This window comes from Pleomorphomonas oryzae DSM 16300 (assembly GCF_000422965.1).
Lineage (GTDB): Bacteria > Pseudomonadota > Alphaproteobacteria > Rhizobiales > Pleomorphomonadaceae > Pleomorphomonas > Pleomorphomonas oryzae.
This window is the reverse complement of the sequence record NZ_AUHB01000004.1, coordinates 70,262-93,018: the sequence shown is the minus strand read 5'-3', so window position 1 is coordinate 93,018 and position 22,757 is coordinate 70,262. Positions and strand designations below refer to the sequence as shown.

Annotated in this window: 18 protein-coding genes; 8 read left to right on the top strand and 10 right to left on the bottom strand. The window is 64.5% G+C overall.

Translation table 11 applies throughout. The features are described from left to right. Positions 1–14: 14 nt before the first annotated feature. From G522_RS0108095 to ubiT, 5 genes are all read right to left on the bottom strand, one after another. Complete coding sequence (locus G522_RS0108095; RefSeq protein WP_026790603.1) at positions 15–671, bottom strand: Crp/Fnr family transcriptional regulator; 657 nt, start codon at positions 669–671, stop codon at positions 15–17. A 204-nt stretch (positions 672–875) separates the two neighbouring features. Continuing rightward, complete coding sequence (locus G522_RS0108090) at positions 876–1,955, bottom strand: NnrS family protein (RefSeq protein WP_026790602.1); 1,080 nt, start codon at positions 1,953–1,955, stop codon at positions 876–878. Then, the gene (gene ubiV, locus G522_RS0108085; protein ID WP_026790601.1) at positions 1,952–2,851 is read right to left on the bottom strand and encodes a ubiquinone anaerobic biosynthesis protein UbiV; all 900 of its coding nucleotides are present in this window, start codon (positions 2,849–2,851) and stop codon (positions 1,952–1,954) included. The genes G522_RS0108090 and ubiV overlap by 4 nt, the downstream gene beginning before the upstream one ends. 26 nt (positions 2,852–2,877) lie before the next feature. Beyond that, positions 2,878–3,867: a ubiquinone anaerobic biosynthesis protein UbiU gene (ubiU, locus tag G522_RS0108080; RefSeq protein WP_036838591.1), complete on the bottom strand. Its 990-nt coding sequence runs from the start codon at positions 3,865–3,867 to the stop codon at positions 2,878–2,880. After that, positions 3,864–4,403, bottom strand: coding sequence for a ubiquinone anaerobic biosynthesis accessory factor UbiT (gene ubiT / locus G522_RS26095; protein WP_051228443.1), 540 nt, complete (start codon positions 4,401–4,403; stop codon positions 3,864–3,866). The genes ubiU and ubiT overlap by 4 nt, the downstream gene beginning before the upstream one ends. A gap of 196 nt (positions 4,404–4,599) precedes the next feature. On the opposite strand from ubiT, the gene G522_RS0108070 reads away from it, so the two are divergent. The 5 genes from G522_RS0108070 (at position 4,600) to fabF (ending at position 10,548) form a co-directional block, all read left to right on the top strand. Continuing rightward, positions 4,600–6,090 carry a UbiD family decarboxylase gene (locus G522_RS0108070; protein ID WP_026790599.1) on the top strand — a complete coding sequence of 497 codons (1,491 nt, stop codon included), beginning with the start codon at positions 4,600–4,602 and terminating at the stop codon, positions 6,088–6,090. Next, a complete protein-coding gene (locus tag G522_RS0108065; protein WP_026790598.1) occupies positions 6,087–6,650 on the top strand; it encodes a UbiX family flavin prenyltransferase in 564 nt (187 codons plus the stop codon). Before G522_RS0108070 ends, G522_RS0108065 begins: the two co-directional genes overlap by 4 nt. A gap of 359 nt (positions 6,651–7,009) precedes the next feature. Continuing rightward, positions 7,010–8,686, top strand: coding sequence for a 2-isopropylmalate synthase (gene leuA, locus G522_RS0108060; RefSeq protein ID WP_084633026.1), 1,677 nt, complete (start codon positions 7,010–7,012; stop codon positions 8,684–8,686). Positions 8,687–8,794: 108 nt separating this feature from the next. Next, entirely contained in the window at positions 8,795–9,214 is a 420-nt protein-coding gene (locus G522_RS26090) for a MarR family winged helix-turn-helix transcriptional regulator (RefSeq protein ID WP_051228442.1), read from the top strand. Positions 9,215–9,282: 68 nt separating this feature from the next. Continuing rightward, positions 9,283–10,548, top strand: coding sequence for a beta-ketoacyl-ACP synthase II (fabF, locus tag G522_RS0108050; protein ID WP_026790596.1), 1,266 nt, complete (start codon positions 9,283–9,285; stop codon positions 10,546–10,548). Between the two features lie 71 nt (positions 10,549–10,619). Here fabF and G522_RS0108045 read toward each other — a convergent pair whose 3' ends face one another. After that, positions 10,620–12,470, bottom strand: a complete 1,851-nt coding sequence (locus tag G522_RS0108045) for a [FeFe] hydrogenase, group A (RefSeq protein WP_036838588.1) — start codon at positions 12,468–12,470, stop codon at positions 10,620–10,622. Positions 12,471–12,474: 4 nt separating this feature from the next. After that, a complete protein-coding gene (locus tag G522_RS0108040; protein ID WP_026790594.1) occupies positions 12,475–14,475 on the bottom strand; it encodes an FAD-dependent oxidoreductase in 2,001 nt (666 codons plus the stop codon). A 379-nt stretch (positions 14,476–14,854) separates the two neighbouring features. Here G522_RS0108040 and G522_RS0108035 point away from each other — a divergent pair, with 379 nt between their 5' ends. The 3 genes from G522_RS0108035 to G522_RS26080 are packed head-to-tail and all read left to right on the top strand — an operon-like array spanning position 14,855 to position 17,407. Further along, positions 14,855–15,862 carry an ABC transporter substrate-binding protein gene (locus G522_RS0108035; protein ID WP_156886874.1) on the top strand — a complete coding sequence of 336 codons (1,008 nt, stop codon included), beginning with the start codon at positions 14,855–14,857 and terminating at the stop codon, positions 15,860–15,862. Positions 15,863–15,866: 4 nt separating this feature from the next. Continuing rightward, complete coding sequence (locus tag G522_RS26085) at positions 15,867–16,661, top strand: ABC transporter permease (protein WP_036838586.1); 795 nt, start codon at positions 15,867–15,869, stop codon at positions 16,659–16,661. Continuing rightward, entirely contained in the window at positions 16,658–17,407 is a 750-nt protein-coding gene (locus tag G522_RS26080; protein ID WP_051228441.1) for an ABC transporter ATP-binding protein, read from the top strand. The genes G522_RS26085 and G522_RS26080 overlap by 4 nt, the downstream gene beginning before the upstream one ends. 2 nt (positions 17,408–17,409) lie before the next feature. On the opposite strand, the gene G522_RS0108020 is transcribed toward G522_RS26080, so the two are convergent. Genes G522_RS0108020 through G522_RS0108010 form a run of 3 tightly spaced genes read right to left on the bottom strand, consistent with a single transcriptional unit; the run spans position 17,410 to position 22,660 of the window. After that, on the bottom strand, positions 17,410–20,475 hold the full coding sequence (locus G522_RS0108020) for an efflux RND transporter permease subunit (RefSeq protein WP_026790592.1): 3,066 nt from the start codon (positions 20,473–20,475) through the stop codon (positions 17,410–17,412). Next, positions 20,472–21,587 (bottom strand): efflux RND transporter periplasmic adaptor subunit, encoded by a 1,116-nt coding sequence (locus G522_RS26075; protein WP_051228440.1) that lies wholly within the window; start codon positions 21,585–21,587, stop codon positions 20,472–20,474. The genes G522_RS0108020 and G522_RS26075 overlap by 4 nt, the downstream gene beginning before the upstream one ends. Next, positions 21,584–22,660, bottom strand: a complete 1,077-nt coding sequence (locus G522_RS0108010) for an efflux RND transporter periplasmic adaptor subunit (protein ID WP_026790591.1) — start codon at positions 22,658–22,660, stop codon at positions 21,584–21,586. Before G522_RS0108010 ends, G522_RS26075 begins: the two co-directional genes overlap by 4 nt. Positions 22,661–22,757: the final 97 nt, after the last annotated feature.

Below are 22,757 nucleotides of genomic sequence, written 5' to 3'. Positions count from 1 at the left end.
TCCTGAAAGGGGCGTCAGCGGACGTCGGCGAGCTCGCGGCGCAAGCGGCCGAGATCGGAGATCACCATCGAGCCGCCGCCGAAGCGGTAGAGGATGCCCGAGCGCACGAGCTCGGCGATGACAGTGGAGACCGACTGCCGCGTCGCGCCGATCTGCATGGCAAAATCTTCGGCATTGGGCAGGTGGTCGATGACGATGCCTTCCTCGGCCGGGCGGCCGATCCGGTCGGCGGTGTCGCAGAGCACGCGGATCAGGCGATGCTTGACGCCGTGGAAGGCGATGTCCTCGATCATGCGGACCGACTTCTGGGCCAGGCGGTCGACGGCCGGCAGCACGGCAAGCGCCAGTTCCGGCTCGGCCAGTGCCAGCTGACGGAAGGCGGAGGGCGAGGCCAGCACGATATCGGCGGCGGTGCGCACGTCCAGCATGGCGCCGCCATGCAGGTAAACCGCATCGCCGGCCTCAAGCATGTAGAGCGTCAGCTCCTTGCCCTCGAAGGAGGTGAAGCAGCGCAGCCGGCCGGAGCGGACGATCAACAGGTCGCCATCGGCGGCTTCGTCGCCACCGTAGACGATCTGGCCAACGCGCATCGACCGCTGACTGAACAGACGGCCGTGGCCATCCTTCAGAAGACGTTCGACGATGGCGCTCAGCGGATTGTCGGTCTGCATCGGTTTTCCAGGGGGGGCGGCTCGAAAGAGCCGCTTCCGGCCCGTATTGTATATCGGAGTTTGCGTGTTTCTTGTTAAGGAGAATAGTCCAAACAGGGTCAACTTTTCAAGTTTGGCTATATCCTTCAAGGCGTTGGTTTTTTATGGTCTGGGTTGCCATATTTGCATGGTAAGTGTTCCAACGTCTTTATAAGTTCGTTTTACTTATACTTTGGTCGCGGCTGGCGGCCAGATGGCGCCGCGCAGCGTGAACAGGATGTATCCCAGGAAGGCGATGGCCCAGCTCCAGCGCGCCGCCGGGATCAGCGTGTCATAGAGCTCGAAATCCAAGGCAGCGCCAACGCGGGCAATCGCCGCACCGGCAATGGCCAGGTAAATGACGTCGGCGAGCAGTGATGGCATCAGCGCCCGCTTGTCCTTCTTGCGGACGATGGAGGTGGCGATGCCGATGGCGAGCGTTGCCAGACCGCCAACCGCGAAGGCGTGGATGATCGCGAAAGGCGAGATGTCGGCGACGCCGAGATCCCTCAGGGCCAGCAGGAGGAAGGCCAACCGCTTCCAGACGAGGCCGACCGCCAGGATGACGCAACCGGCGTAGGGCTTGATGCGCCAGGGCTCGATATGAGCGAGCCAGGCCATGCCGAACAGGAAGGCGGCGAGCGCCGGCCAGCCGGCGTTCCAGCCGATGCCCCAGAGGGCGAGCGCCAAAATGGTGAAGGCGCGCTGCGGCAGCGCGATGACAGCCGGGACAGGAGTGAGCTTGGGGTAGCCGGCGCGTTCGCGCGCCACCGACAGCACGGCGATGCCGATGCGGTTCGATACCTCGATGCAGATCAACACGATGACGGCGAGACCGGCCATGGTGGTCTCCGGCCAAGCATAGAGATAGGCGGCGATGCCGATCAGCGCGTGCAGCGCCGCGAGACCGAGAATCGGCAGGGTCTTGGCCGTCTTGCCGGGCGGGGTGGTGGAGAGCAGCAGCACGACGCCGGACAGCGTCGCCAGGGCACGCAAGGCGCCGCCCATTTCGAGATCGAAGCAGCCCCAGAGAAAGGCGACGGCGTGGGCGGCGAGCACCATCCACAGCATAGGCGCCGGCGTGATCGGCTTGCCGATCCAGCGCGGCAGCGCGACGGTCAGAAAGCCGAACAGCTGGATGCTGAAGAAGCCGAAGATCAGTTCGTTCGGATGGGTGGCGATGTCGCCGATCCCAGGGCCGATTGCCCTGAGCGCCGTCAGCGCCGCCAGCACAAAGGCGACGCGGAACGGGTCGAGCTTCGTCATGCCATCTCCACGCGGGCGCTCCCCGGCTGGCCGCGTGTGAAACCGTCGACGAGTTCGCCGGGAAGATCCAGCGCCTTCAGCGCTGCCAGCGTCTCAGTCCGGCTGGCGCGACCATCGAGCAATGCCCGGTAAAGGCGGCTCACCGCCACCATGTCGACGGTATGCGGCGAGAGCCGCAGCCGCCGGACGCCAAGCTTGGCGAGATCTTCCGGTGTCGGGCAGAAAGCCTCGACGCCGCTCGACAAGGTCTGGATGCCGTTGATGGCCAGGAAACGCTGGCCGTCCAGCGTGTCGACCGGCAAACCGTCTGGATCGCGGTCGCAGACGAATTGGCACCCGTCCTTGTGCAGGCCATGCAAGCGGGCATGGTAGCAGCGGCCGGACAAGGCCAACGGCAGGCGGCCGAAGGCGAAGAGTTCGAACTCCACTTCGGGCAGGGCGGCGGCAATGACGGCGACCGAGGCAATTGGCAATTCCACCGGCAGACAGATGCCGGTGGCGCCACGCCCAGCCAGGAAACGGGCGGCGCCTTCGTTGTAGACGTTGACGAAAGGACCGACCAGGAATGGCTTGCCGGCAACGGTCGGCAGAGCGGTGAGATCGTTGATCTCGGCCAGTTCGCCGGCCTTGCAGAAATCGATGACCGCGTTGCGTTCGCGCGGATTGTAGGGCAGGGCGAGCGTCGACAGCACGACTTGCTTGCCCGCCGCCTGAAGGCGCTCGATCAACTCCGGCCACACACCGTCGGTGAAGGGCTGGCGCTTGCCGCACACCACCTCGCCGAGATGCACGCGATCGACGTCCGCCTCATCGGCGATGCGGGCGTAGAAATCGCGCAGGCGGTCGGGCGACCAGTTGAAGAGAACGGGGCCGAGGGTGAGGCCGGTCTTGGTCATGTTCGTCGACTTCTTGGTGTCTAGCATCAGCGCCACGTCTTCTTGTAGGCGCCCGAGGTCTGGCGGCCGCCTTCGACGAGGCCGGAGAGCAGGCGCCCAACCTCGACTTCGGTGCCGCCGGCATCGATCGCCTCGACTGCGGCGCGGAAGGTGCGCACGACCTCGGCGACGTAGCCCTTGCCACGCTGGCGGCCCTCGATCTTCAGCGCGGTCACGCCGGCCTTGGCCAGCGCGGCGATCAGGCTGGCCGCATTGAGGCTGACGGGATCTTCGAACAGATAGAACGTCTTGCCACCCGCCACGAAGCGGCCCTTGCAGAGCGTCGGGTAGCCGGCCTGCTCGCCAGCGCCGAAGCGGTCGATGGTGAAGCCGTTGAGGCGGGTCGCCGTGCCGTTCTTGTCTTCGGTGTAAGCGACGTGCTCGGGCGGCGAACAGACGCCGGTGAGGTTGGGCGACTTGCCTGTGGCGTAGGACGACAGCGAGCAGCGACCCTCGGTCATTGGGCAGAGGCCACCGAACACGAAGGCCTCGGTTTCCACGTTGATCGCTGCGTTGAGCTTGGCGATTTCCTCGACGGAGAGGACGCGCGGCATGACGATGCGTTTGACGCCGAAGGTGTCGGCATAGAAGGCGATCGCCTCGGGTGTCGCGGCGGCGGCCTGGACGGAGAGGTGCAGGCGCAGGTTCGGGTGATGCGTCGCGGCATGATCGAGCACGGCGAGGTCGGCGAGAATTACCGCGTCGGCGCCGGCCTTTTCGGCATTGGCGAGCGCTGCCTTCCAGGCGTCCATGGCGCCGGCCTTGGCGAAGGTGTTGATCGCCACCAGCACCTTGGTGCCATGCGCATGGGCAAAGCGGACGCCTTCGACGAGTTCGTCGGGCGAGAAGTTGAGACCCGGGAAGTTGCGCGCGTTCGTCTCGTCGCGAAAGCCGCAATAGACCGAGTGAGCGCCCGCTTCGACGGCGGCACGCAGGGCCGACGGCGTACCGGCCGGGCAGACCAGTTCCAAACTCATGAAGGTTCTCCAGGGATCGGCGAGCCGGTGAAGCGGCGGGCAAGACCAAGGCCGCCAATCACCGAGCGGTCGACGAGTTTGCCGAGGCTGCCGGTGGCGCCGACGAAGTCGGCCGGCGTCAGCTCCGCATCCTCAATGGAGTTGCGGAGTGCCACCAGAGCATCGGTGCGGCCGGAGACGGAAATGGCGCGGTTGAAGAACAAGGCATCGCCGTCGAAGGTGCCGTCGAGCAGGCCGAGTAGCACGAGCAGTGGTCCCCGCACTGTGACATCGGCGGTTTGGCTGGCCCGACGCCGCAGGCATTTCACTTCCGCGCGCACTCCGTCCGGTACCATCAGAAAGCTGACGTCGAGATCGGAGGGTTCGATCAGGAACGAGCATTTGCCGTACTCGCCGAGGCGGTCGAAGACCGCCGGCTTACGCCGGGCGAATCGGCGGACGGCCATCGTCAGGGCTGGTCCGAGCGGCAGGAATCCCGCCGGAGCCGCCAGGATGCGGAGAAATCTGGGCAGTTCGCCCCGGAAATGTTCGGCCATCACAATATCCACTTCGAAGACGGGAAGCTTAGGACAGTCGGCCGCTCCTGTTTTTGTCATAGCTCAAAGACGGGCGGCTTTTTCCCGTGGCAATCTATTCGATTGGTGAAACGGTGTTATGTGTCGCAGGTGCCCGGCGCCAGTGGGGAAAAGACCGAGGTCTTGGGGACCAACGAACGAGAGGTCGGGAAATAGAATGTTCAGCCGCAGCCTGCCGCGCTTTCCCGATCTCACTAGCTTTCTGAATTTCCTGGAGACGCAGGGCGACGTTCGGGACGTCGCGGCGCCCGTCGACATGCGCCTCGAGATTACGGAGATTCATCGGCGAGTGATCGAGGCAGGTGGCCCGGTGTTACGCTTTTCGGCCCCCACCGTCGGCGGCAGGCCGTCGGCGATGCCGGTGATTGCCAACCTGTTCGGCACGCGGGCGCGCGTCGCCGCCGGTCTCGGCACCGACGAAGCCGGCTTCGCAGAGCTCGGCCGGATGATGGCCTTCCTGCGTTCGCCGAAGCCGCCGCGCTCGCTTGGCGAGGCGGCCAGCCTCTGGCCGGTAGCGCGGGCGGCCCTCAACGCTCGGCCGAAGATCGTCGGCGATCGCGGCCGTTGGCGTGACCTGCCCGTCGATCTCTCGGCACTGCCGATCCAGACCTGCTGGCCAGGCGACGCCGGTCCCTTGATCACCTGGCCGCTGGTGGTCACCCGCGCGCCGGGTACCGACGACCTCAATAGCTATAATCTCGGTGCCTACCGCATGCAGGTGCTCGACAAGACGAGCGCCATCATGCGCTGGCTGCCGATGCGTGGCGGCGCCCAGCATCACCGGCAATGGCTGAAAGCCGGCGAAACCATGCCTGTGGCGGTGGTGATCGGCGCTGATCCGGCCACCATCCTTGCTACCGTCATGCCGGCGCCGGAAGGCGTGACGGAACTGTCGCTGGCCGGTCTGATCGCCGGCGCACGCCTCTCCGTGACGCCCTGCCGCACCATTCCGCTGCATGTGCCAGCCTCGGCCGAGATCATTCTCGAAGGAACGATCACCGCCGGCGATACGGCGATGGAGGGGCCGTTTGGCGACCATACCGGCTATTACAACCCGCCGGAGCGGCACGTGGTATTCCGCCTCACCGCCATCCGGGCGCGGGAGGGCGCGCCCTATCTCACCACCTTCACCGGCCGGGCGCCGGATGAGCCGGCAGTGATGGGCGATGCGCTGGCTGATGTTTTCAAACCGTTGCTGATGGAAGCCATCCCGGAGATCCGCGATCTCTGGCTGCCGCCGGAGACCTGCTCCTACCGCGTCGCCGTCATCGCCATCGACAAGCGGTTCGCCGGGCAGGCGCGGCGGGTGATGATGGGCTTCTGGTCGCTCTTGCCGCAGTTCACCATGACCAAGATGGTGATCGTCGTTGATGACGACATCGACGTCCGCTCCTGGTCCGACGTGATGTGGGCGGTGGCGACACGCGCCGACCCGGCCCGCGATACCCTGGTGCTCAACCGCACGCCCATGGATCATCTCGATTTTGCCTCGCCGCTCGAGGGACTCGGTGGCAAGATCGGCATCGACGCCACCAACAAGATCGGCGCCGAGACCAGCCGCGAATGGGGGCGGGTGATGACCATGGACGAGGCGGTGAAAAAGTCGGTCGATGGCCGCTGGGCCGAATTGTTCGGAGCGGCGCCATGAAGATCGTCGTCGGTATCAGCGGCGCCTCGGGCGCGGCGCTCGGCCGAGAGGTGCTGCGCCAGCTCGGTACGACGGATGTCGAAACCCACCTCGTCATCACGGCCGGAGGCGAGCGGACAATTGCACACGAGCTTGGTCCGGACGGTCTTCAGGAGCTGCGGCGGCTCGCCACCTTCGTTCACGACATTGGCGATCTGGGCGCGTCCATCGCCTCGGGGTCGTTCGGGGTGGACGCCATGGCCGTTGTTCCCTGCTCGATGCGGACCCTGTCGGCGCTCGCCCATGGCTTCGGCGATAACCTTCTGACGCGGGCCGGCGACGTGATGCTGAAGGAACGGCGGCGGCTGGTGGTGTTGCCGCGCGAGGCGCCGCTCACCGAGGCGCACCTCAATTCCATGCTGATGCTCACCCGCATGGGCGCCATGGTGGCGCCGCCGGTGCCGCCTTTTTACAGCAAGCCGGAGACCATCGATGACATGGTCCGCGAGATGGCGGCGCGCGTCCTTTCCTGGCTCGGCGTCGATCCTGGCCCTGCGCTGACGCGTTGGAAGGGGCTATGAGCCCTTGTCAGGTCGCATTTCTACGGGTATAGCCCTTTCTATGACCACGACGCCTGACATCTCGCGCCATATCTCCGCCGAGGGCACTGCCCCCGGGGATCGCGCACGGATGCTCGGCTCGCTTCTTCGTCTCGGCCTTATCAGCGGTTGCCGGGTCCAGTGAGGGAGCGCCCGGCGGCCGATAGCCCGCCGCTGGCCATGAGCTCTCTCGTTCTCACCCCATTGCATGACCCATTGCGCCTTACGCCCTCAATCGACGTCGCCAGAGCGACGCGGCCGGCCCAAGGCGACAGCTAGAGACGAGTGACAGCATCATGACCGAGACCGTTCAAAACGGAGTGGGCCGCGACAGAGTAGGCATGCCGCAGGCCTCCGCTAAATATCGTCCGTTCACGCCAATCAATCTCCAGGACCGCACCTGGCCGACCAAGGTGATCGACAAGGCGCCGATCTGGTGTTCGGTCGATCTGCGCGACGGCAATCAGGCGCTGGTCGATCCCATGGGACAGGACCGCAAGGCCCACATGTTCCATCTGCTGTTGGAAATGGGCTTCAAGGAAATCGAGATCGGTTTTCCATCTGCTTCGCAGACCGACTTCGATTTCGCCCGCTGGTGCGTGGAAGAAGGTGGCACGCCGGACGACGTGTCGTTGCAGGTTCTGGTGCAGTGCCGGCCGGAACTGATCATCCGTACCTTTGAGGCCTTGCAGGGCGCCAAGCGGCCGATCGTCCATTTCTACAATTCCACCAGCAACCTGCAGCGCCGTGTGGTGTTCGGCAAGGACGTCGCCGGCATCAAGCAGATCGCCGTCGACGGTGCCAAGCTGATCGCCGACATGGCGGCCAAGGCGGGTGGCGGCTTCCGCTTCGAGTATTCGCCGGAAAGCTTCACCGGCACCGAGCTGGACGTGGCGCTGGAAATCTCCAACGCGGTGATCGAGGTGATCAACCCGACGCCCGAGAACAAGCTGATCCTCAACCTGCCGTCCACCGTCGAGATGGCGACGCCCAACGTCTACGCCGACCAGATCGAGTGGATGAGCCGCAACATCGACCGTCGCGACTCGGTGCTGATCTCGCTGCATCCGCATAACGATCGCGGCACCGGCGTTGCTGCTGCCGAGCTGGCATTGATGGCGGGTGCCGATCGCGTCGAGGGCACGCTGTTTGGCAATGGCGAGCGCACCGGCAACGTCGATGTCGTCACCATGGCGCTCAACATGTTCACGCAGGGCGTCGATCCCGGGCTCGACTGCTCGAATATCGAGCGCATCCGCGACGTGTTCGAGTATTCCAACCAGATGAAGGTGCCCGAGCGGCATCCTTATGTCGGCGAACTGGTCTATACGGCCTTCTCCGGCTCGCATCAGGACGCCATCAACAAGGGCCTCAAGGCCATGAAGGCATCGAACACTGGCGTCTGGGAAGTGCCCTACCTGCCGATCGACCCGCAGGATGTCGGCCGCTCCTACGAGGCGATCATCCGCATCAACTCGCAGTCGGGCAAGGGCGGCATCGCCTATCTCATGCAGAACGACCACGGCATCAACCTGCCGCGCGCTTTACAGGTCGAGTTCCGCGAGGACATCCAGGCGATCACCGATCGCGAGGGACGCGAGCTTAGTTCGCAGCGCATCTACGAGCGCTTCATGCAGCTCTACGTCGACCAGCCGGACGGTCGGCTCAAGTTCGTCGATCATCACACCTTCCCGGACACGGAAGTGAAGGGTCGGCGGATCTGCGTGGCCGAGATCATCGATGGCGGCGTTTCGCGTACCATCGAAGGCCACGGCAATGGCCCGATCGATGGCTTCGTACACGCGCTGTCGGTCTACATCGGCATTCCCATCTCGGTGGCCGATTATTCCGAACACTCCCTGCAGCAAGGCTCCGACGCCTCAGCCATTGCCTATGTCGAGCTGAAGCATCCCGGCGGCAAGCTGCATGGCGTCGGCATCAATACCAACATCGTCTCGTCATCGCTTGCCGCGGTGGTCTCGGCGGTCAACCGGGTGCTGCAGCTCAACGCCGGCTGACACTGCTGAAAGCTAGCCAAACGAGCCCTCGGTCGTCCGCGGCCGAGGGCTTTTCTCGTCGGGCCGCGCGCTTGACTTTCGCGGTGTGGCGCGTGCAAAGCATGACGCATGGCTCTGCCCGATGATCTTGCAAATTGCCTTGTGCTGAACACCGTTGCGGCGGCGCGCGCTCTGGTTCGCCGCTACGATGCGCAGTTGAAGCCGTTTGGGGTTACGGTGCAGCAATTCTCGCTGCTAGCCGCCATCCGCTACAATCCCGGCGCCACCGTGGGGGCGTTGTCGTCCCGCATCCATCTTGATCGCACCAGCCTGATCCGCAACCTCGACCGGCTGGAGGAAAAGGGACTAGTGAGGCGAACCGATGGCGCTGGCGGCAACATACGGATCAGCGAACTGACCAAGGAGGGCAACACTCTGCTCGATCGTCTGATCGTCGAATGGCAGGCCGCCCAAGCTGACCTGGCGAACGGCAGTTCGCCGGAGGAGACCCAAACCTATCTCAAGATCAGTCGGCGGTTCTCCCGCTGAAGATGGCGTTGGGTTGCCTGTCGTCTCCATAGTGTATATGCACGGTGCTGCTACACATGGAGGCAAACATGCAAGAGCCGATCGTTGTGACGGGCATGGGAGCGGTGACCCCGCTTGGCACCGGCGTTGAAACCACCTGGAAGCGGCTGATCGCGGGTGAAAGCGGTATTCGCCGAAATGACCGCGTCGACACCGAGGGCTGGAAGTGCCGCATCGCCGGTCTCGTTCCCGGCCGGGATGAGGCCGGCGGCTTTGATCCCGAAGCGGTCATGGATGCGCGAGACCTTCGGCGCAGCGACCTCTTCATCCATTACGCCATGGCGGCGGCGTCGGAGGCGCTTGCCCAAGCCGGCTGGCAGCCGGATACCGACGCTCAGCAGATGCGCACGGCGACGGTGATGGCTACCGGTGTCGGTGGCGTGCCGGCGATCACGGCGGCCAGCGAGACGGTGCGGACCGAAGGTGTCCGGCGACTGTCGCCTTTCGTGGTGCCGTCCTTCCTGCCTAATCTCGCCACCGGTCAGGTATCCATCCGCTTCGGCTTTCGCGGGCCGTCGGGCGCGCCGGTCACCGCCTGCGCCGCTTCGGCCCAAGCGATCGGCGATGCCATGCGCATGATCCGCAATGGCGAGGCGGACATTGCGCTGTGCGGCGGTACTGAAGGCTGCGTCGATCCCGTGGCCATCGGTGGCTTCACGGCGGCCAAGGCCCTGTCGTTCAACTTCAACGATGAACCGACACGGGCATCACGGCCGTTCGACGTCGATCATGACGGCTTCGTCTTGTCCGAGGGCGCAGCGGCCCTGGTGATCGAGAGGCTGTCGCATGCCGAGGCGCGCGGGGCGACGCCGCTCGCCATCGTGTCGGGCTACGGCACGACCACCGACGCCCATCACGTTACCGCAGGTTGGCCGGACGGCCGGGAAGCGGCGCGCGCCATGCGGCTGGCGCTCGGCATGGCCGGGTTGGAGCCGGGCGCCATCGGCTACGTCAACGCCCACGCCACCTCGACGCCGGTCGGCGACGCAGCCGAGCTTGCCGCTCTGACGTCGGTCTTCGGGCCGGGTGGCGGCGGTGTGCCCGTGAGCTCCACCAAGTCGGCCACCGGCCACATGCTGGGCGCGGCCGGCGCCATCGAGGCGATCTTCTCGGTGCTGGCGCTCCGTCATGAGACGTTGCCTGCGGGTCTCAATATCAAGCATCCGATGCCCGAGGCGGAGGGATTTGATCTGGTCAGCGGTGCAGCTCGTCCAGTCGCCATCGATCACGTGCTGTCCAACGCCTTCGGCTTCGGTGGCGTCAATGCTGCGCTGGTGTTCTCTCGCTTCCACTGACTTTCTGCAAATGAAAACCGGGCGGCAGGTTGCCCCGCCGCCCGCCTTCAAATCTGTCCGTGCGCCTGATCTCAGTAGATCATGGTGCTCATCTTGATCTCGCCCCAGATCTCCTTGACCGTCAGTTCCAGCTCGGCCTTGCGGTCGTTGTAGAACGTGTGCAGGAGGTGGTGCGCCTTCTCGGAGTTCGGCGAACCCAGGAAGTCGCGGTAGAGGGCCTTGACCTGCTCGTTGTTGTGCGACTGGCGTACCTTGGCCTTGCGGTCGATGCCGAACATCGTCTCGCGCCGCTTGAGGGCGTTGGGGAGGTACTGCTTCTTGGAGCGGAGCGTGCCGCCGCCGTCGACGCAGCCGCCGGGGCAGGCCATGATCTCGATGAAGTCGAAGTCGGCTTCACCCGCCTTAATCGCTTCCATCAGGGCGCGCGTTTCGCCGAGGCCATGGGCCATGGCAATCTTCACTTCACCGATGTTGCCGCCGAGGTCGACGGTGGCCGAGCGAACGCCCTCGAAGCCGCGCAGCTGGGTCAGCTCGATCTTGTCGAGTTCCTTGCCGTTGACGACTTTGTAGACGGTGCGCAGCGCCGCTTCCATGACGCCACCGGTGGTGCCGAAGATGACGCCGGCGCCGGTATACTCGCTCATGTAGGGGTTATCGAAGGTCGACGGCTCGATGGTGTTGAGATCGAGACCTTCGCGCTTCAGAAGGCGCGCGAACTCGCGCGTCGTCAGCACGACGTCGACATCCGGCGCCCCATCCTCTCCAAGCTGCGGCCGGACGATCTCGTCCTTCTTGGCCGTGCAGGGCATGATCGAGATGACGCGGATCTTCTTCGGGTCCAGCCCCATCTTGGCCGGCAGATAGGTCTTGGCGATGGCGCCGACGACCGCCTGCGGCGAGCGGGTGGAGGAGAGCAGAGGCAACAGCTCCGGATAGTGAATCTCGGCGAAGTTGACCCAGGCCGGGCAGCAGGAGGTGATGGTCGGCCGCTTGCGCTCGGCGAGGCGGTGCAGCAGCTCGGTGCCTTCCTCCATGATCACCACGTCGGCGCCGAAGTTGGTGTCGAGCACGATGTCGACGCCAAGCTTACGGGCGGCCGCGATGATCTGGCCCTCGACGTTGGTCCCCGGCGGCATGCCGAATTCCTCGCCGAAGCCGACGCGGATGGCCGGCGCGAACTGGAGAACGGTGGTGATTTCCGGGTCGTAGATGTAGTCGAGGACGCGATCGGTCTCGTCCTTTTCGGCGAGCGCGCCGGTCGGGCAGACGAGGACGCACTGGCCACAGGTGACGCAGGTGGAGTCCTTCTGGTTCTTGCCATGACGCAGGCCGATGGCCGTGTCGAGGCCGGTGCCGGTGACGACCAGCGCATCGACTTCCTGGTAGTTGCGGCAAACAGTGACGCAGCGCTGGCAGCGGATGCACTTGGTCATGTCGCGGACCATGGCTGGCGACGAGCGGTCGACCTCGCGGCTTGCAACCCGGATCGGGTCGAAGAAGCGATTTTCCTTCAGGCCGACAAACTGCGCGACATCCTGCAGTTCGCAGGAGCCGTGCCGGGTGCAGGTTGCGCAATCCTGCAGATGGTCAGCCATCAACAGTTCGACCTGCAGCTTCTGCATGTCGCGCACCTTCTTGGTGCGCGTCTCGATGGCGAGGCCTTCCTTCACCGGCGTGTTGCAGGCCGTCACCATGTGGGTGCCGGTCTGGCCGGGCATCTGGATCTCGACGAGGCAGACGCGGCAGGTGCCGGGCGTGTGGTCGATGTCGGCCAGCTCGCACAGGGTCGGAATGTAGAAGTCATGCCGACGGGCGGCCGAAAGGATCGTCTCGTTCGGATAGGCCGTGATGGCCTTGCCGTTGATCTTGAAGCCGATTGTGGCCTCGGCGCCGACGGGGATCAGGGTTTCGACGTTGCACATGGTCTCACGCCGCTCCTTCGGGGATGGAGTGTTCGGTGATCACGGAATAGATGCGGTAGCAGCGCATGCAGCGCATGGACTCCTTGTAGGCGTCCTCCGAGCTGATGATCTGCTCGACTTCCCCGAACATGGTCTTGCGCACTTCCGGCGACAGTTCCGGATGGTGGACGCGGTATTCGTTCCTGACCGGCACCTCGATGCAATCGTTGGAGAACAGCTTGTTGTTCTCCAGGATCTTGCGCATGCGCGAGCGCGGGAAGAAGCGGGTCGAACCCCGCCGCAGATAGTCGTCGATGTTGCGGGCGGCCTTGAGGCCGTCGGCCATGGCGGCGATCAGCGTCGACGGGCCGAGGTAGCAGTCACCACCGGCGAACACGCCCGGCCGCGAGGTAGCCAGCGTTTCCTTGTTGGCGACGACCCAGTTCCACTTGCTCATCTCGACGCCGTCTTCCGGCTTGACCGAGCCGGTGTCAACCTGCTGGCCAATGGCGGCGATCACCACCGAGCAGGGCATGACGTATTCGCTACCGGGGATCGGCCGCACGTTGCGGCGACCCTTGGCGTCCATTTCGGTCTGTTCCATCTTGGTCAGCTTGACGCCGGTGACCCTGCCGTTCTCCGAGATGATGGACAGCGGATTGGTCAGCACATGGAACTCGATGCCCTCGGCATGGGCGGCCACGACTTCCTCGTGGTCGGCCGGCATGTCGGCCTCGGTGCGGCGGTAGACAAGGTGGACCTTCTTGGCACCCATGCGGATGGCCGAGCGGACGCAGTCCATGGCGACGTTGCCGCCGCCGACCACCACAACTTCGCCATCGATATTGTGGGTCTTGATGCCGGCGACGTGGTCGTGGACCTTGAGCAGGAAGCCGATGCCGGACTCGTAACCCACGAGGCTGGTGTCTTCGTTCTCGCAGCCCATCTTGGTGCCTTCCTGGCAACCGAGGGCAAGGAACACCGACTTGTAGCCGCGCTTCGTCAGGTCATCGACCGAGAAGTCCCTGCCGAGACGCTGGTTGAAGAAGAAGCGGCCACCGAGCTTGGTGATGGCGTTCATCTCGTTGAGGAGAACATCCTTCGGCAGGCGGTAGGACGGAATGCCGATGGCGGCCATGCCGCCCATCTCGCCCTGAGCTTCGTAGATGTCGACATGGTAGCCGCGCATCAGCAGGTGATAGGCGCAGGATACACCGGCCGGGCCGGCGCCGACGACGGCGACGCGCTGATCTTCCGGCAGGATGTTGGCGATCATCTCCTTGGAGAACACCAGCGGGTGTGCGCCGGTCTGGTATTCGGCTACGTAGCGCTTAAGGATCTTGATGCCGACCGCTTCGTCGACCATCTTGCGGCGGCAGGCCGCTTCGCAGAAGCGAACGCAGACGCGGCTGCAGGTGGCGGCCATCGGATACTTCTGCAGGATGACGCCCAGCGAGTGCTCGGGCTTGCCATCGCGGATGTAGTCGATGTAGCGGGGCACATTGACCTTGGACGGGCAGGCCTCGATGCAGGGCGCCGTCATGTAGCTCATGGCGTGCTGCTGCCGGGCCGGCTCCTTCTTGGCAAGCTCGGCCTCGAACTCGTCGCGGAAAGCGGCGATGGCCTTGCCCAGGGCGGTACCGCAGGACTGGCCGAGACCGCAGAGCGACGTGGCGCGCATCTGTTCGGCCATGGTTGCGATCTCGTCGAGGCTGAGGTCGCCCTCCTGGCCGCGGCGCATGGCACCGAGCGAATCGCGCACCAGCACGGTGCCCATGCGGCAGGGGGTGCATTTGCCGCAGGATTCCGCAGCGGCCTTGCTGAGGTACTGCCAGAAGGTGTCGATGAGGTTGACCTTCTCATCGAAGACGAAGAAGCCACGATCGGCAACGAAGGCGCGGATCGGATTGTTCTCGTCGAAGAATTCGAAATCCTTGAGGTCGGGAGGCGTCGCGCCCTCCACGGTCTTCCCCTGGCGGTAATCGTGGACGACGCCGTCCCACACGCCATAAACAACCTGTGCCATGCTGCCACCCCCATTTGGTTGGGCGTTCCCCGGCAAGTCTGTCACAGGCGAGCGACCCTCGGGGAAATGTGTCCGTATCGAGCATCCCATACGCATCTGGCATGTGAACAGCAATGAGGAAAGTCAAACGAAGCAGCTTATGTAGTTGCTTTTTCTCTTTTTCGATTTAGATGCTTCCCGTTCTCAGCTTTGACGCTACGGGTTATCGCGTATGAAGGTAAAACCCTATCCGTATCTCTTCGGAATAACTTGGTTTTCAATCCGTTGTTCCTCCTGTGTCTGTCCTTAAGCGCGGCAATTTCCCCGGACCGAGAATTGGTCTAGTGTCGAGCAGCCCCCTCTCAGAATGCGGCTCTGCCGCTCGACTCCAGGTTCTGTCATGACAGCTTTCTCCATGCCCATCGGCATGAGCCGCCGCCACTTTCTCGAATGCCTGACCGCCGTCGTGGGCCTCATGGCGCTGCCAGCTCGTGCCGCCGCGCTCGACCATCTGACGGTGTGGGGCATGCCGGCGTCGCCATCGGTGGTGTTGGCGCGGGCCGTGGCGTCCGGCGCGCTGTCGTCGCTGGTGGGTGACGCGCGCTTCGATGTCTGGCGTACCGCCGACCAGATGCGGGCGGGCGTGGTCTCGGGCGATATTTCGCTGTTTGCAGCGCCGAGCTATGCCGCGGCCAATCTGTTCAATCGTGGCGCCGGCGTTCGCCTCGTTAATGTTCTGACGTGGGGGCTGCTCTATATCTTCGCCGGCGAGGGCGTGCGTCTTGAAAGGATCGAAGACCTCCGGGGCAAGACGCTGCTGGTTGGTGCCAAGAATGACGCACCCGACCTTCTCACTCGCTTCGTGCTCAAGACGGCCGGGCTCGATCCGGATCGAGATGTGACGCTCTCCTATGTCGGTACGTCGGCCGAAGCGGTGCCACTGCTTCTAGCGGGGAAGGCGGACGCCGCGGTGCTGCCGGAGCCGGCAGCAAGCGCTGCTGAGATCAAAGCCAAGCAGGCGGGTATTGCGGTGACGCGTTCTCTCGACGTTACCGAGCTTTACGCGGCGCACAGCGGCCGGCCCGCCGGCATTCCGCAGGCCGGCCTCGCGGTGACGGAGGCTTTCCTTGATGCTCATCCCGATATCGTCGCGGCGCTACATGCCGCCACGGTGGAGGCTGCTGGCTGGGTGGGCGACAACCCGAAAGCGGCGGCAGCACTGATCGCCGATCCTTTGAAGCTGCCAGTGCCGATCATTGAGGCTTCGCTGCCGCGTTTCCGCCTGAAGGTGACATCGGCGCTGAATGCCAAAGCCGACCTTGAAGCCTATTTTCAGGCTCTGATGTCGCTGTCGCCGGATATCGTCGCCGGGCGCCTGCCGGAATCCATCTTCTATTGGGGAAGCTGAGACCATGCCGAGGATCTCCTGGCGCCGGCTCGCCGGCGGTGGCGAACGCCGCTGGGCGATGCTCGGGCTTGTCATCATCGTGGGACTCTGGGAAATCGGACACCGCGCCTATGGCGATTTCGTGCTGCCGTCGCCCTGGGCGACACTCCTCGCCCTGGGACGCCTGGGCGCTGGCGGCGAACTCGGACCGGCGGTTCTGACGACGGCGCGCGATGCGCTGAGCGGTTTTATCGTCGCGACGCTGGCCGGTTCGCTATTGGGTGGGCTCGCCGGGCGTTCGAGGCCGGCAAAAGCCATGCTGCAGCCGCTTGCCACCATTTTGATCGGCGTGCCGGCCATCGCCTGGGTGGTGTTGTCGCTGTTGTGGTTCGGTGGCTCGGGCCTTGCCGCCACCTTCTCGGTGGCGGTTGCCGTGGGTCCCCTGGTGTTTGTCGCGGCGGCGCAGGGCACTCGCACCGTCGATGGCGGGTTGCGGACCATGGCGCGCGCCTTCCGCGTGCCGCTTGGTGCCCGGATCGTCGATGTCTATCTGCCGCATGTCCTCTCTCATCTTTTGCCGGCACTCGGCACGGCGCTCGCCATGAGCTGGAAGGTGGCGGTGATGGCTGAGCTTCTCACCGGGGCAGGCGGCATAGGCGATGGTCTCGCGGCGGCTCGCGCCGAGGTCGACACCGCCAAGACCATGGCCTGGGTGGTCGCGGTGGTGGCGTTGCTGCTCATCGTCGATCGTCTCATCATCGAACCGGTGCGCCGCTATTTCGAGACCTGGCGGCGCGGTCTTCCGGGGGAGGCGGCATGAGCGGCGATGGTGCGCTCATCGCCAGCGGCGTGATGCATGGCTTTGCCGGCATCAAAGTGCTCGACGGCGTCGACCTCGGGATACCGCGGGGTGGTATTCTGGCCATCCTCGGGCCATCGGGTTCCGGCAAGACGACGCTGCTGCATATTCTCGGCGGTCTTCTGACGCCCGACGCCGGCCGCATCGAACGGCCGTTCGAGCGGCCGGCCTTTGTCTTTCAGGACCCGCTCCTCCTGCCGTGGCGAACGGCGCGCGGTAATGTCGCTTTCGGTCTGGCCGGCCAGCGGCTGTCGCGTGCCGAGCGCCTCAGCCGGGTGCGGTCGATGCTGATCAAGGTCGGTCTCGGCCATGACGATGCTGGCCTCTATCCGCATCAGTTGTCCGGCGGCATGAAGAAACGGGTGGCGCTGGCGCGAGCGCTTGCCGTCGAACCCGATTTCTTGCTGCTCGACGAGGCGTTCTCAGCGCTCGATGTCGGTCTGTCACGGGAGATGCAGCAGCTTGTCCGCCTCGATGCGCAGGAGCGCGGCGTGACGGTCGCGCTGGTGACGCACGACCTGTCCGAAGCGGTGCGGCTCGCCGACCGGGCGGTGGTTCTGGCTGGGCGACCGGGACGGATCGTCGCCCGCCTTTCCATCGATCGACCCGCCCGCCTGAGGGATGACGCTTTCGTCGATGCGGAAATCCGCCGGATCACCGCGCTCGATATGATCCGCGACGCCTTCCGCCCGATGCTGTCGGGTTGATTTCAGGCAGGCTCAGCCGGCGGCGCGGCCTTCTCCTCGTGGATGCGGAACCAGGTGACGTAGAGCGCCGGCAGGAAGATCAGCGTCAGGGCGGTGCCGACGATGATGCCGCCAATCATGGCGAAGGCCATCGGCTGCCAGAAAACCTCGCTGGCGATCGGGATGAGACCGAGGCTGGCCGCCAGCGCCGTCAGCACGATCGGCCGGAAACGGTGGCCGGTCGCTTCGATCACGGCGTTCCAGGCCGGCATGCCTTCTGCCCTCAGCCGTTCGATCTGGTCCACCAGGATCACCGAGTTGCGGATCAGGATGCCGATCAATGCCAGCACGCCGAGGATGGCGACGAAGCCGAGCGGCGCTCCGGTCGGCAGCAGCGCCGCCACCACGCCGATCAACGCCAGCGGCGCCACCGCCACCACCAGTATGAGGCGGCTGAAGCTCTGCAGTTGGATCATCAGCACGGTGAGCATGATGAAGATCATCAATGGCACCACGGCGATGATCGGCGCCTTGGCCTTTTGGGACTCTTCGGCCGAGCCGGCGGTTTCCACCCGATAGCCGGCCGGCAGCGTGGACGCGAAGGCATCGATGGCCGGCTTCAGCTGCTTGACGATGGTGTCTGCCTGCGTCATGTCGGCACGCGCCGCCCTGACGGTGACGGTCGGTAGGCGGTTGCGGCTCCACACCACCGGCTGCTCCAGCACGTAACGCAGGTTGGCGACGGCAGCGAGCGGTACGCTCGATCCGGTCTGGGTCGAGAGTTGCAGATTCTTCAGTGTTTCTATGGAGTTGCGCTCTTCCGAGACGGCACGGCCGATGACATCGATCTGATAGATGTCGTCACGGATCTTGGTGACGGTGGCGCCGCCGATGATCCCATAAAGCGCATTGGAGATATCCTGAGAGGAGACACCGAGAAGGCGTGCCTTGTCCTGCATGACATCGACCTTGACGACGCGTCCTGGCTCACCCCAATCGGCGACCACGTTCTCGACGTGCGTGTTGGTGGCGATGACGGCAGCGAGTTGCCGGGCAGCGTCGCGGACATCTTGGATATCCGGTCCGGATAGACGGTAGGCGACCGGACGACCGACCGGCGGGCCGATTTCCAGGAGGTGGACGAAGCTGTCGACACCGGGGAACGTGCGGCGGAGATACTCGGAGAACTCCCCCCTGAGACGGTCGCGCGTCTCCTCGTCGCGGGCGACGACGACGAGCTGGCCGAAATAGGGCGCCGCTGGCTCCTGGTCGAAGGTGAGCAGGAAGCGCACGGCGCCGCGGCCGACATAGGACGACCAGTGATCGACACCGTCCTTGCCGCTTAGCATATCCTTTTCGAAGCGGGCGATCACCCGGCCGGTTTCTTCGATGGAGCTATTCTGCGGCAGCGTAAAGTCGACGATCAGTTCGGAACGATCGCTATCGGGGAAGAACTGCTGCTGGACGTGGGTGAGACCGTAGAGCGCGGTGCCAAAGGCGAGGAGCGTCAGGCCGATGACGATGAACCGGTTGCGCAGGCCAACAATCAGCAGCCGTTCGAAACCGCGCGCGAAGCGGGTCTTTTGCGTTTTCTGATGTTTCAGTTTCGCCGGCAGTACGGTGACGCCGATCAACGGCGTGAACAGCACGGCAACGATCCAGGATACCAAGAGCGACACGGCGATGACGACGAACATGGTGAAGGTGAACTCACCGGCCATCGACGAGTTGAGACCGACAGGAATGAACCCGGCCACTGTCACCAGCGTACCCGTCAGCATCGGAAAGGCGGTGGACGTGTAGACGGCTGTCGCCGCTGTCCTCAGCGAGTCGCCTTTTTCGAGACGGGCGATCATCATCTCGACGGCAATCATCGCGTCGTCGACAAGGAGGCCGAGGGCGATGATCAGCGCGCCGAGCGACACGCGTTGCAGCGAGATGGCCGATGTTTCCATCACCATGAACGTGATGGCGAGCACCAGCGGAATGGACAGCGCCACCACCAAGCCGGCTCGGAGGCCAAGGCTGACGAAGCTGACCAGCAGGACGATGGCGATGGCCTCGAATAGCGCCCGCGTGAAGCCGGAGACCGCTTTTTCAACCAGCTGAGGTTGATCGGCAACTTGATAGGCGGTGATGCCGACCGGCAGCTCCGCTTCGATCTTGGCCATCTCGGCCCGAAGCGCATCGCCGAATTTCAGGAGATTGGCGCCGGACTTCATGCCGATGGCAATGGCAACGGCCGGCTGGCCGTTGTAGCGGAACAGCTCGCTCGGCGGGTCTGCGTAGCCGCGGGTGATCTTGGCCACGTCGGACAGGCGGAAGAAGCGGCCGTTGACGCGGAGATTGACGGCTTCGAGGCTCTTTTCCGAGCGGAATTCGCCTGTGACGCGCACCGATACCCGTTCGGAGCCGGTCTCTATGGTGCCGGATGGATTGACAGCATTCTGCTCGGCGAGGCTGGTCAGCACTGCTTTCTCGTCGAGACCGTAAGCGGCGAGCTGGCGCGGCGAGAACTCGAGATAAACCACCTCATCTTCCGCGCCGATAATTTCCACCTTGCCGACGTTTTCGACCGAGAGAATACGGGTGCGGATATCCTCGGCATAGTCGCGCAGCTGGCGCGGCGTGAAACCATCGGCGGTCAACGCGTAGATGTTGCCGTAGACGTCGCCGAAATCGTCGTTGAAGAAGGGACCGACCACACCGTCCGGCAGTTCGCCCCGAATGTCGGAAATCAGATTACGCACGCGCACCCAGGTGCCGTCGACATCGGCCGCCTTGGTGTCGTTGCGAAGATTGACGAACACCGTGGTGACGCCCGGCCGTGTCAGGTTGCGCGTAAAGTCGAGGTTCGAGAGCTCCTGCAGCTTCTTCTCGATGCGGTCGGTCACCTGTCGGGTCATCTCGGTGACCGAGGCACCGGGCCAATAGGCCTGGATCACCATGGTTTTGACGGTGAAAGAGGGATCTTCCTCGCGGCCGAGGTTGATATAGGAGAACACGCCGAACAACGTGAAGGCGATCATGAAGTACCAGACGAGTGACTTGTGACCGAGCGACCAGTCCGAGAGATTGAACCTCTTCACGATGCATCTCCCCCGGCGTCTTTGAGGCCGCTAACCGGTACCAAAACCCTTTGCCCGTCAGTCAGGCAGTGAACGCCGGCGATAACGACGCGCTCGCCGGCTGTAAGGCCTGATTGGATCCGAAGGCGACCCTCATCCGCTGGTGCTATGGTGACCGGCCGGAGGGTCACGCTGCCCTCGCGCCGCGCCGTGGTGCTCGTCTCATCCACGGAGACCACCCAGACGAAGCTGGCGTTTTCGCGTGAAAGTACCGCCGTCTTCGGCAGGGTAATGGTTGACGCCGCCTGCCTCTCGGCCCGCACCTCGACAGTGGAACCGAGACGGAACAGGCTGGTCGGTTCGGAAAGGGCGATCTTGATCCGGCGGGTGCGGGTGATCGGGTCGGCCTCCGGCGCGATTTCCCGGAGCCGGCCGGAAATGAGCTGGTTGAGGGCAATCTGCGGCGCGATGACGAAAGGCGCATTCGGCGTCAGCGTACCGGCCATCCAATCGGGCATATCAATGACCGCGTCGCGAGGATCGGGCTTGGCGAGGGTGACGACGCTCTGACCGGCGGCCACCATCTGTCCGGGTTCGGCGCCGGTGGCGGTGACGACGCCGCCAAATCCGGCTCGGAGCTGGGCGTATCCAAGGGCGTCTTGCGCCTTGGCAAGATCGGCCTCCGCCTGACGAACGGCGGCGTCGGCGGCGTCAAAAGCAGCTCGTGCGTCGTCAAGGCTGGCCTCGGCCGCTGTGCCGCTTGCCCGGAGCGCCCCGACGCGAGCGACGGTAGAGGCAGCATTTTCCCGCTCGGCGCGGCGGTTGCCGAGCGCCGCCTGAGCCGAACGGGTAGTCAGGTCGAGCGTGGTCGCGTCGATGGTGGCGACAAGGTCGCCTGCACGAACCAGGTCGCCGACGTCCACGTTGCGCGTCATCAGCCGACCCAGCACTTGGAAGCTGAGATCGGCCTTGTCGCGCGCCTCGACGGTGCCAACAAAGGATTGCTGTGCGACATCGTCGACTGCGACGCGCGCCGATAGGACCGGCCGTACCGGTGGCGGCGTTTCGGTCTTTTCCTGGCAGGCGGAAAGTGCCAGGCCGATCAGAGCCATACCAGCTAGACGACCGATCATGGCGCGTCCTCCCCAACGATTTCCACGCTGGCACCTGGACGGAGCAGCTTGCCACCATTGATGACGACGCGGTCACCATCGGCTAGGCCGGACTCAACCACAATGCTGTTGGTGGTATAGGCGGCGACCCCGACCGGGCGCAGTTCGGCGCTTATCCCGTCGGTGCCGACCACCCACACGGCGGCGGTGCCGTCGTTTTCGTTCAAGGCGCCGGCCGGTAGCACCACTGCCGGACTCTTTCGACCGGCGATGTGACCAGTGACCGGCGCACCAAGGCTCATGGCGGCGGGCGGGTTGCCGATATCAACCTTGACGCGAACGGTACCGGTTCTCGTCTCAACGGTCGGCGATATTTCGCGGACCTTGCCCGGCGCGGTGACGGACGGATCCTTGACCAGACCAACCGTGACGTCTGGCCGGGTGGTGATCGACAGGAAGAGTTGTTCGTAAACGTCGAACACGGCGTCGCGTGGACCGTCGGCGGCGATGACGAAGATTGGCCGGGCCGCGGCGACGACTTCGCCAGCATCGGCGGTGCGGGCGGTGACGACGCCGTCGGCGTCGGCCCGCAGTTCGGTATAGGCGAGATTGGCCCGGGCGATGTCGAGGGCGGCTTTGGCCGAATCGACAGTGCCGCCAGTCGTTCTGACTGCCTTCGTCGCAGCATCGAAGGCCGACTGGGTGGTAAAGCCCTTATCGAGCAGAGCCTTTTGTCGATCGAAGGCTGATGCCGCCTGGCGGGCACCGGCTTCGGCGGCGGCCAACGCCGCTTCGGCATTGGCGACGTCGGCCTGCTGCTGGCTGGGATCGAGGCGGGCGAGAAGATCGCCTTTCTTCACATGATCGCCGACGTCGCGGAAGCGCTCGGCAATACGACCGGAAACGCGAAAGGACAATTGGGATGATGCACGTGCCCGGATCTCACCGGTCAATGCCAGCGTCTCGCCATAGGGCGCCAAGCGGGCTGTGGCGATCCTGACGGCAACTCTGCGCCCGCTGTTCCCTGATGGCTCGCCGGCATGCGCCGGGAAGGCTATGGACCATGCGGCAATCAGCGACAGCAGAAGCTTCATGGGCGGACTCCGTCAGACGTGTGGCGCCAAGGTCTAGTCTCGGCGGCCCCGCCGGTCAACGAAGGTGAGGGTAGCCCAGTTTCCTCCCGGAAAGGAA

Bases quoted from the DNA above. Each gene is read 5' to 3' on its own strand.
- G522_RS0108095 (WP_026790603.1), bottom strand. From the start codon at position 671: ATGCAGACCGACAATCCGCTGAGCGCCATCGTCGAACGTCTTCTGAAG.
- G522_RS0108090 (WP_026790602.1), bottom strand. From the start codon at position 1,955: ATGACGAAGCTCGACCCGTTCCGCGTCGCCTTTGTGCTGGCGGCGCTG.
- ubiV (WP_026790601.1), bottom strand. From the start codon at position 2,851: ATGACCAAGACCGGCCTCACCCTCGGCCCCGTTCTCTTCAACTGGTCG.
- ubiU (WP_036838591.1), bottom strand. From the start codon at position 3,867: ATGAGTTTGGAACTGGTCTGCCCGGCCGGTACGCCGTCGGCCCTGCGT.
- ubiT (WP_051228443.1), bottom strand. From the start codon at position 4,403: ATGGCCGAACATTTCCGGGGCGAACTGCCCAGATTTCTCCGCATCCTG.
- G522_RS0108070 (WP_026790599.1), top strand. From the start codon at position 4,600: ATGTTCAGCCGCAGCCTGCCGCGCTTTCCCGATCTCACTAGCTTTCTG.
- G522_RS0108065 (WP_026790598.1), top strand. From the start codon at position 6,087: ATGAAGATCGTCGTCGGTATCAGCGGCGCCTCGGGCGCGGCGCTCGGC.
- leuA (WP_084633026.1), top strand. From the start codon at position 7,010: ATGCCGCAGGCCTCCGCTAAATATCGTCCGTTCACGCCAATCAATCTC.
- G522_RS26090 (WP_051228442.1), top strand. From the start codon at position 8,795: ATGGCTCTGCCCGATGATCTTGCAAATTGCCTTGTGCTGAACACCGTT.
- fabF (WP_026790596.1), top strand. From the start codon at position 9,283: ATGCAAGAGCCGATCGTTGTGACGGGCATGGGAGCGGTGACCCCGCTT.
- G522_RS0108045 (WP_036838588.1), bottom strand. From the start codon at position 12,470: ATGTGCAACGTCGAAACCCTGATCCCCGTCGGCGCCGAGGCCACAATC.
- G522_RS0108040 (WP_026790594.1), bottom strand. From the start codon at position 14,475: ATGGCACAGGTTGTTTATGGCGTGTGGGACGGCGTCGTCCACGATTAC.
- G522_RS0108035 (WP_156886874.1), top strand. From the start codon at position 14,855: ATGACAGCTTTCTCCATGCCCATCGGCATGAGCCGCCGCCACTTTCTC.
- G522_RS26085 (WP_036838586.1), top strand. From the start codon at position 15,867: ATGCCGAGGATCTCCTGGCGCCGGCTCGCCGGCGGTGGCGAACGCCGC.
- G522_RS26080 (WP_051228441.1), top strand. From the start codon at position 16,658: ATGAGCGGCGATGGTGCGCTCATCGCCAGCGGCGTGATGCATGGCTTT.
- G522_RS26075 (WP_051228440.1), bottom strand. From the start codon at position 21,587: ATGATCGGTCGTCTAGCTGGTATGGCTCTGATCGGCCTGGCACTTTCC.
- G522_RS0108010 (WP_026790591.1), bottom strand. From the start codon at position 22,660: ATGAAGCTTCTGCTGTCGCTGATTGCCGCATGGTCCATAGCCTTCCCG.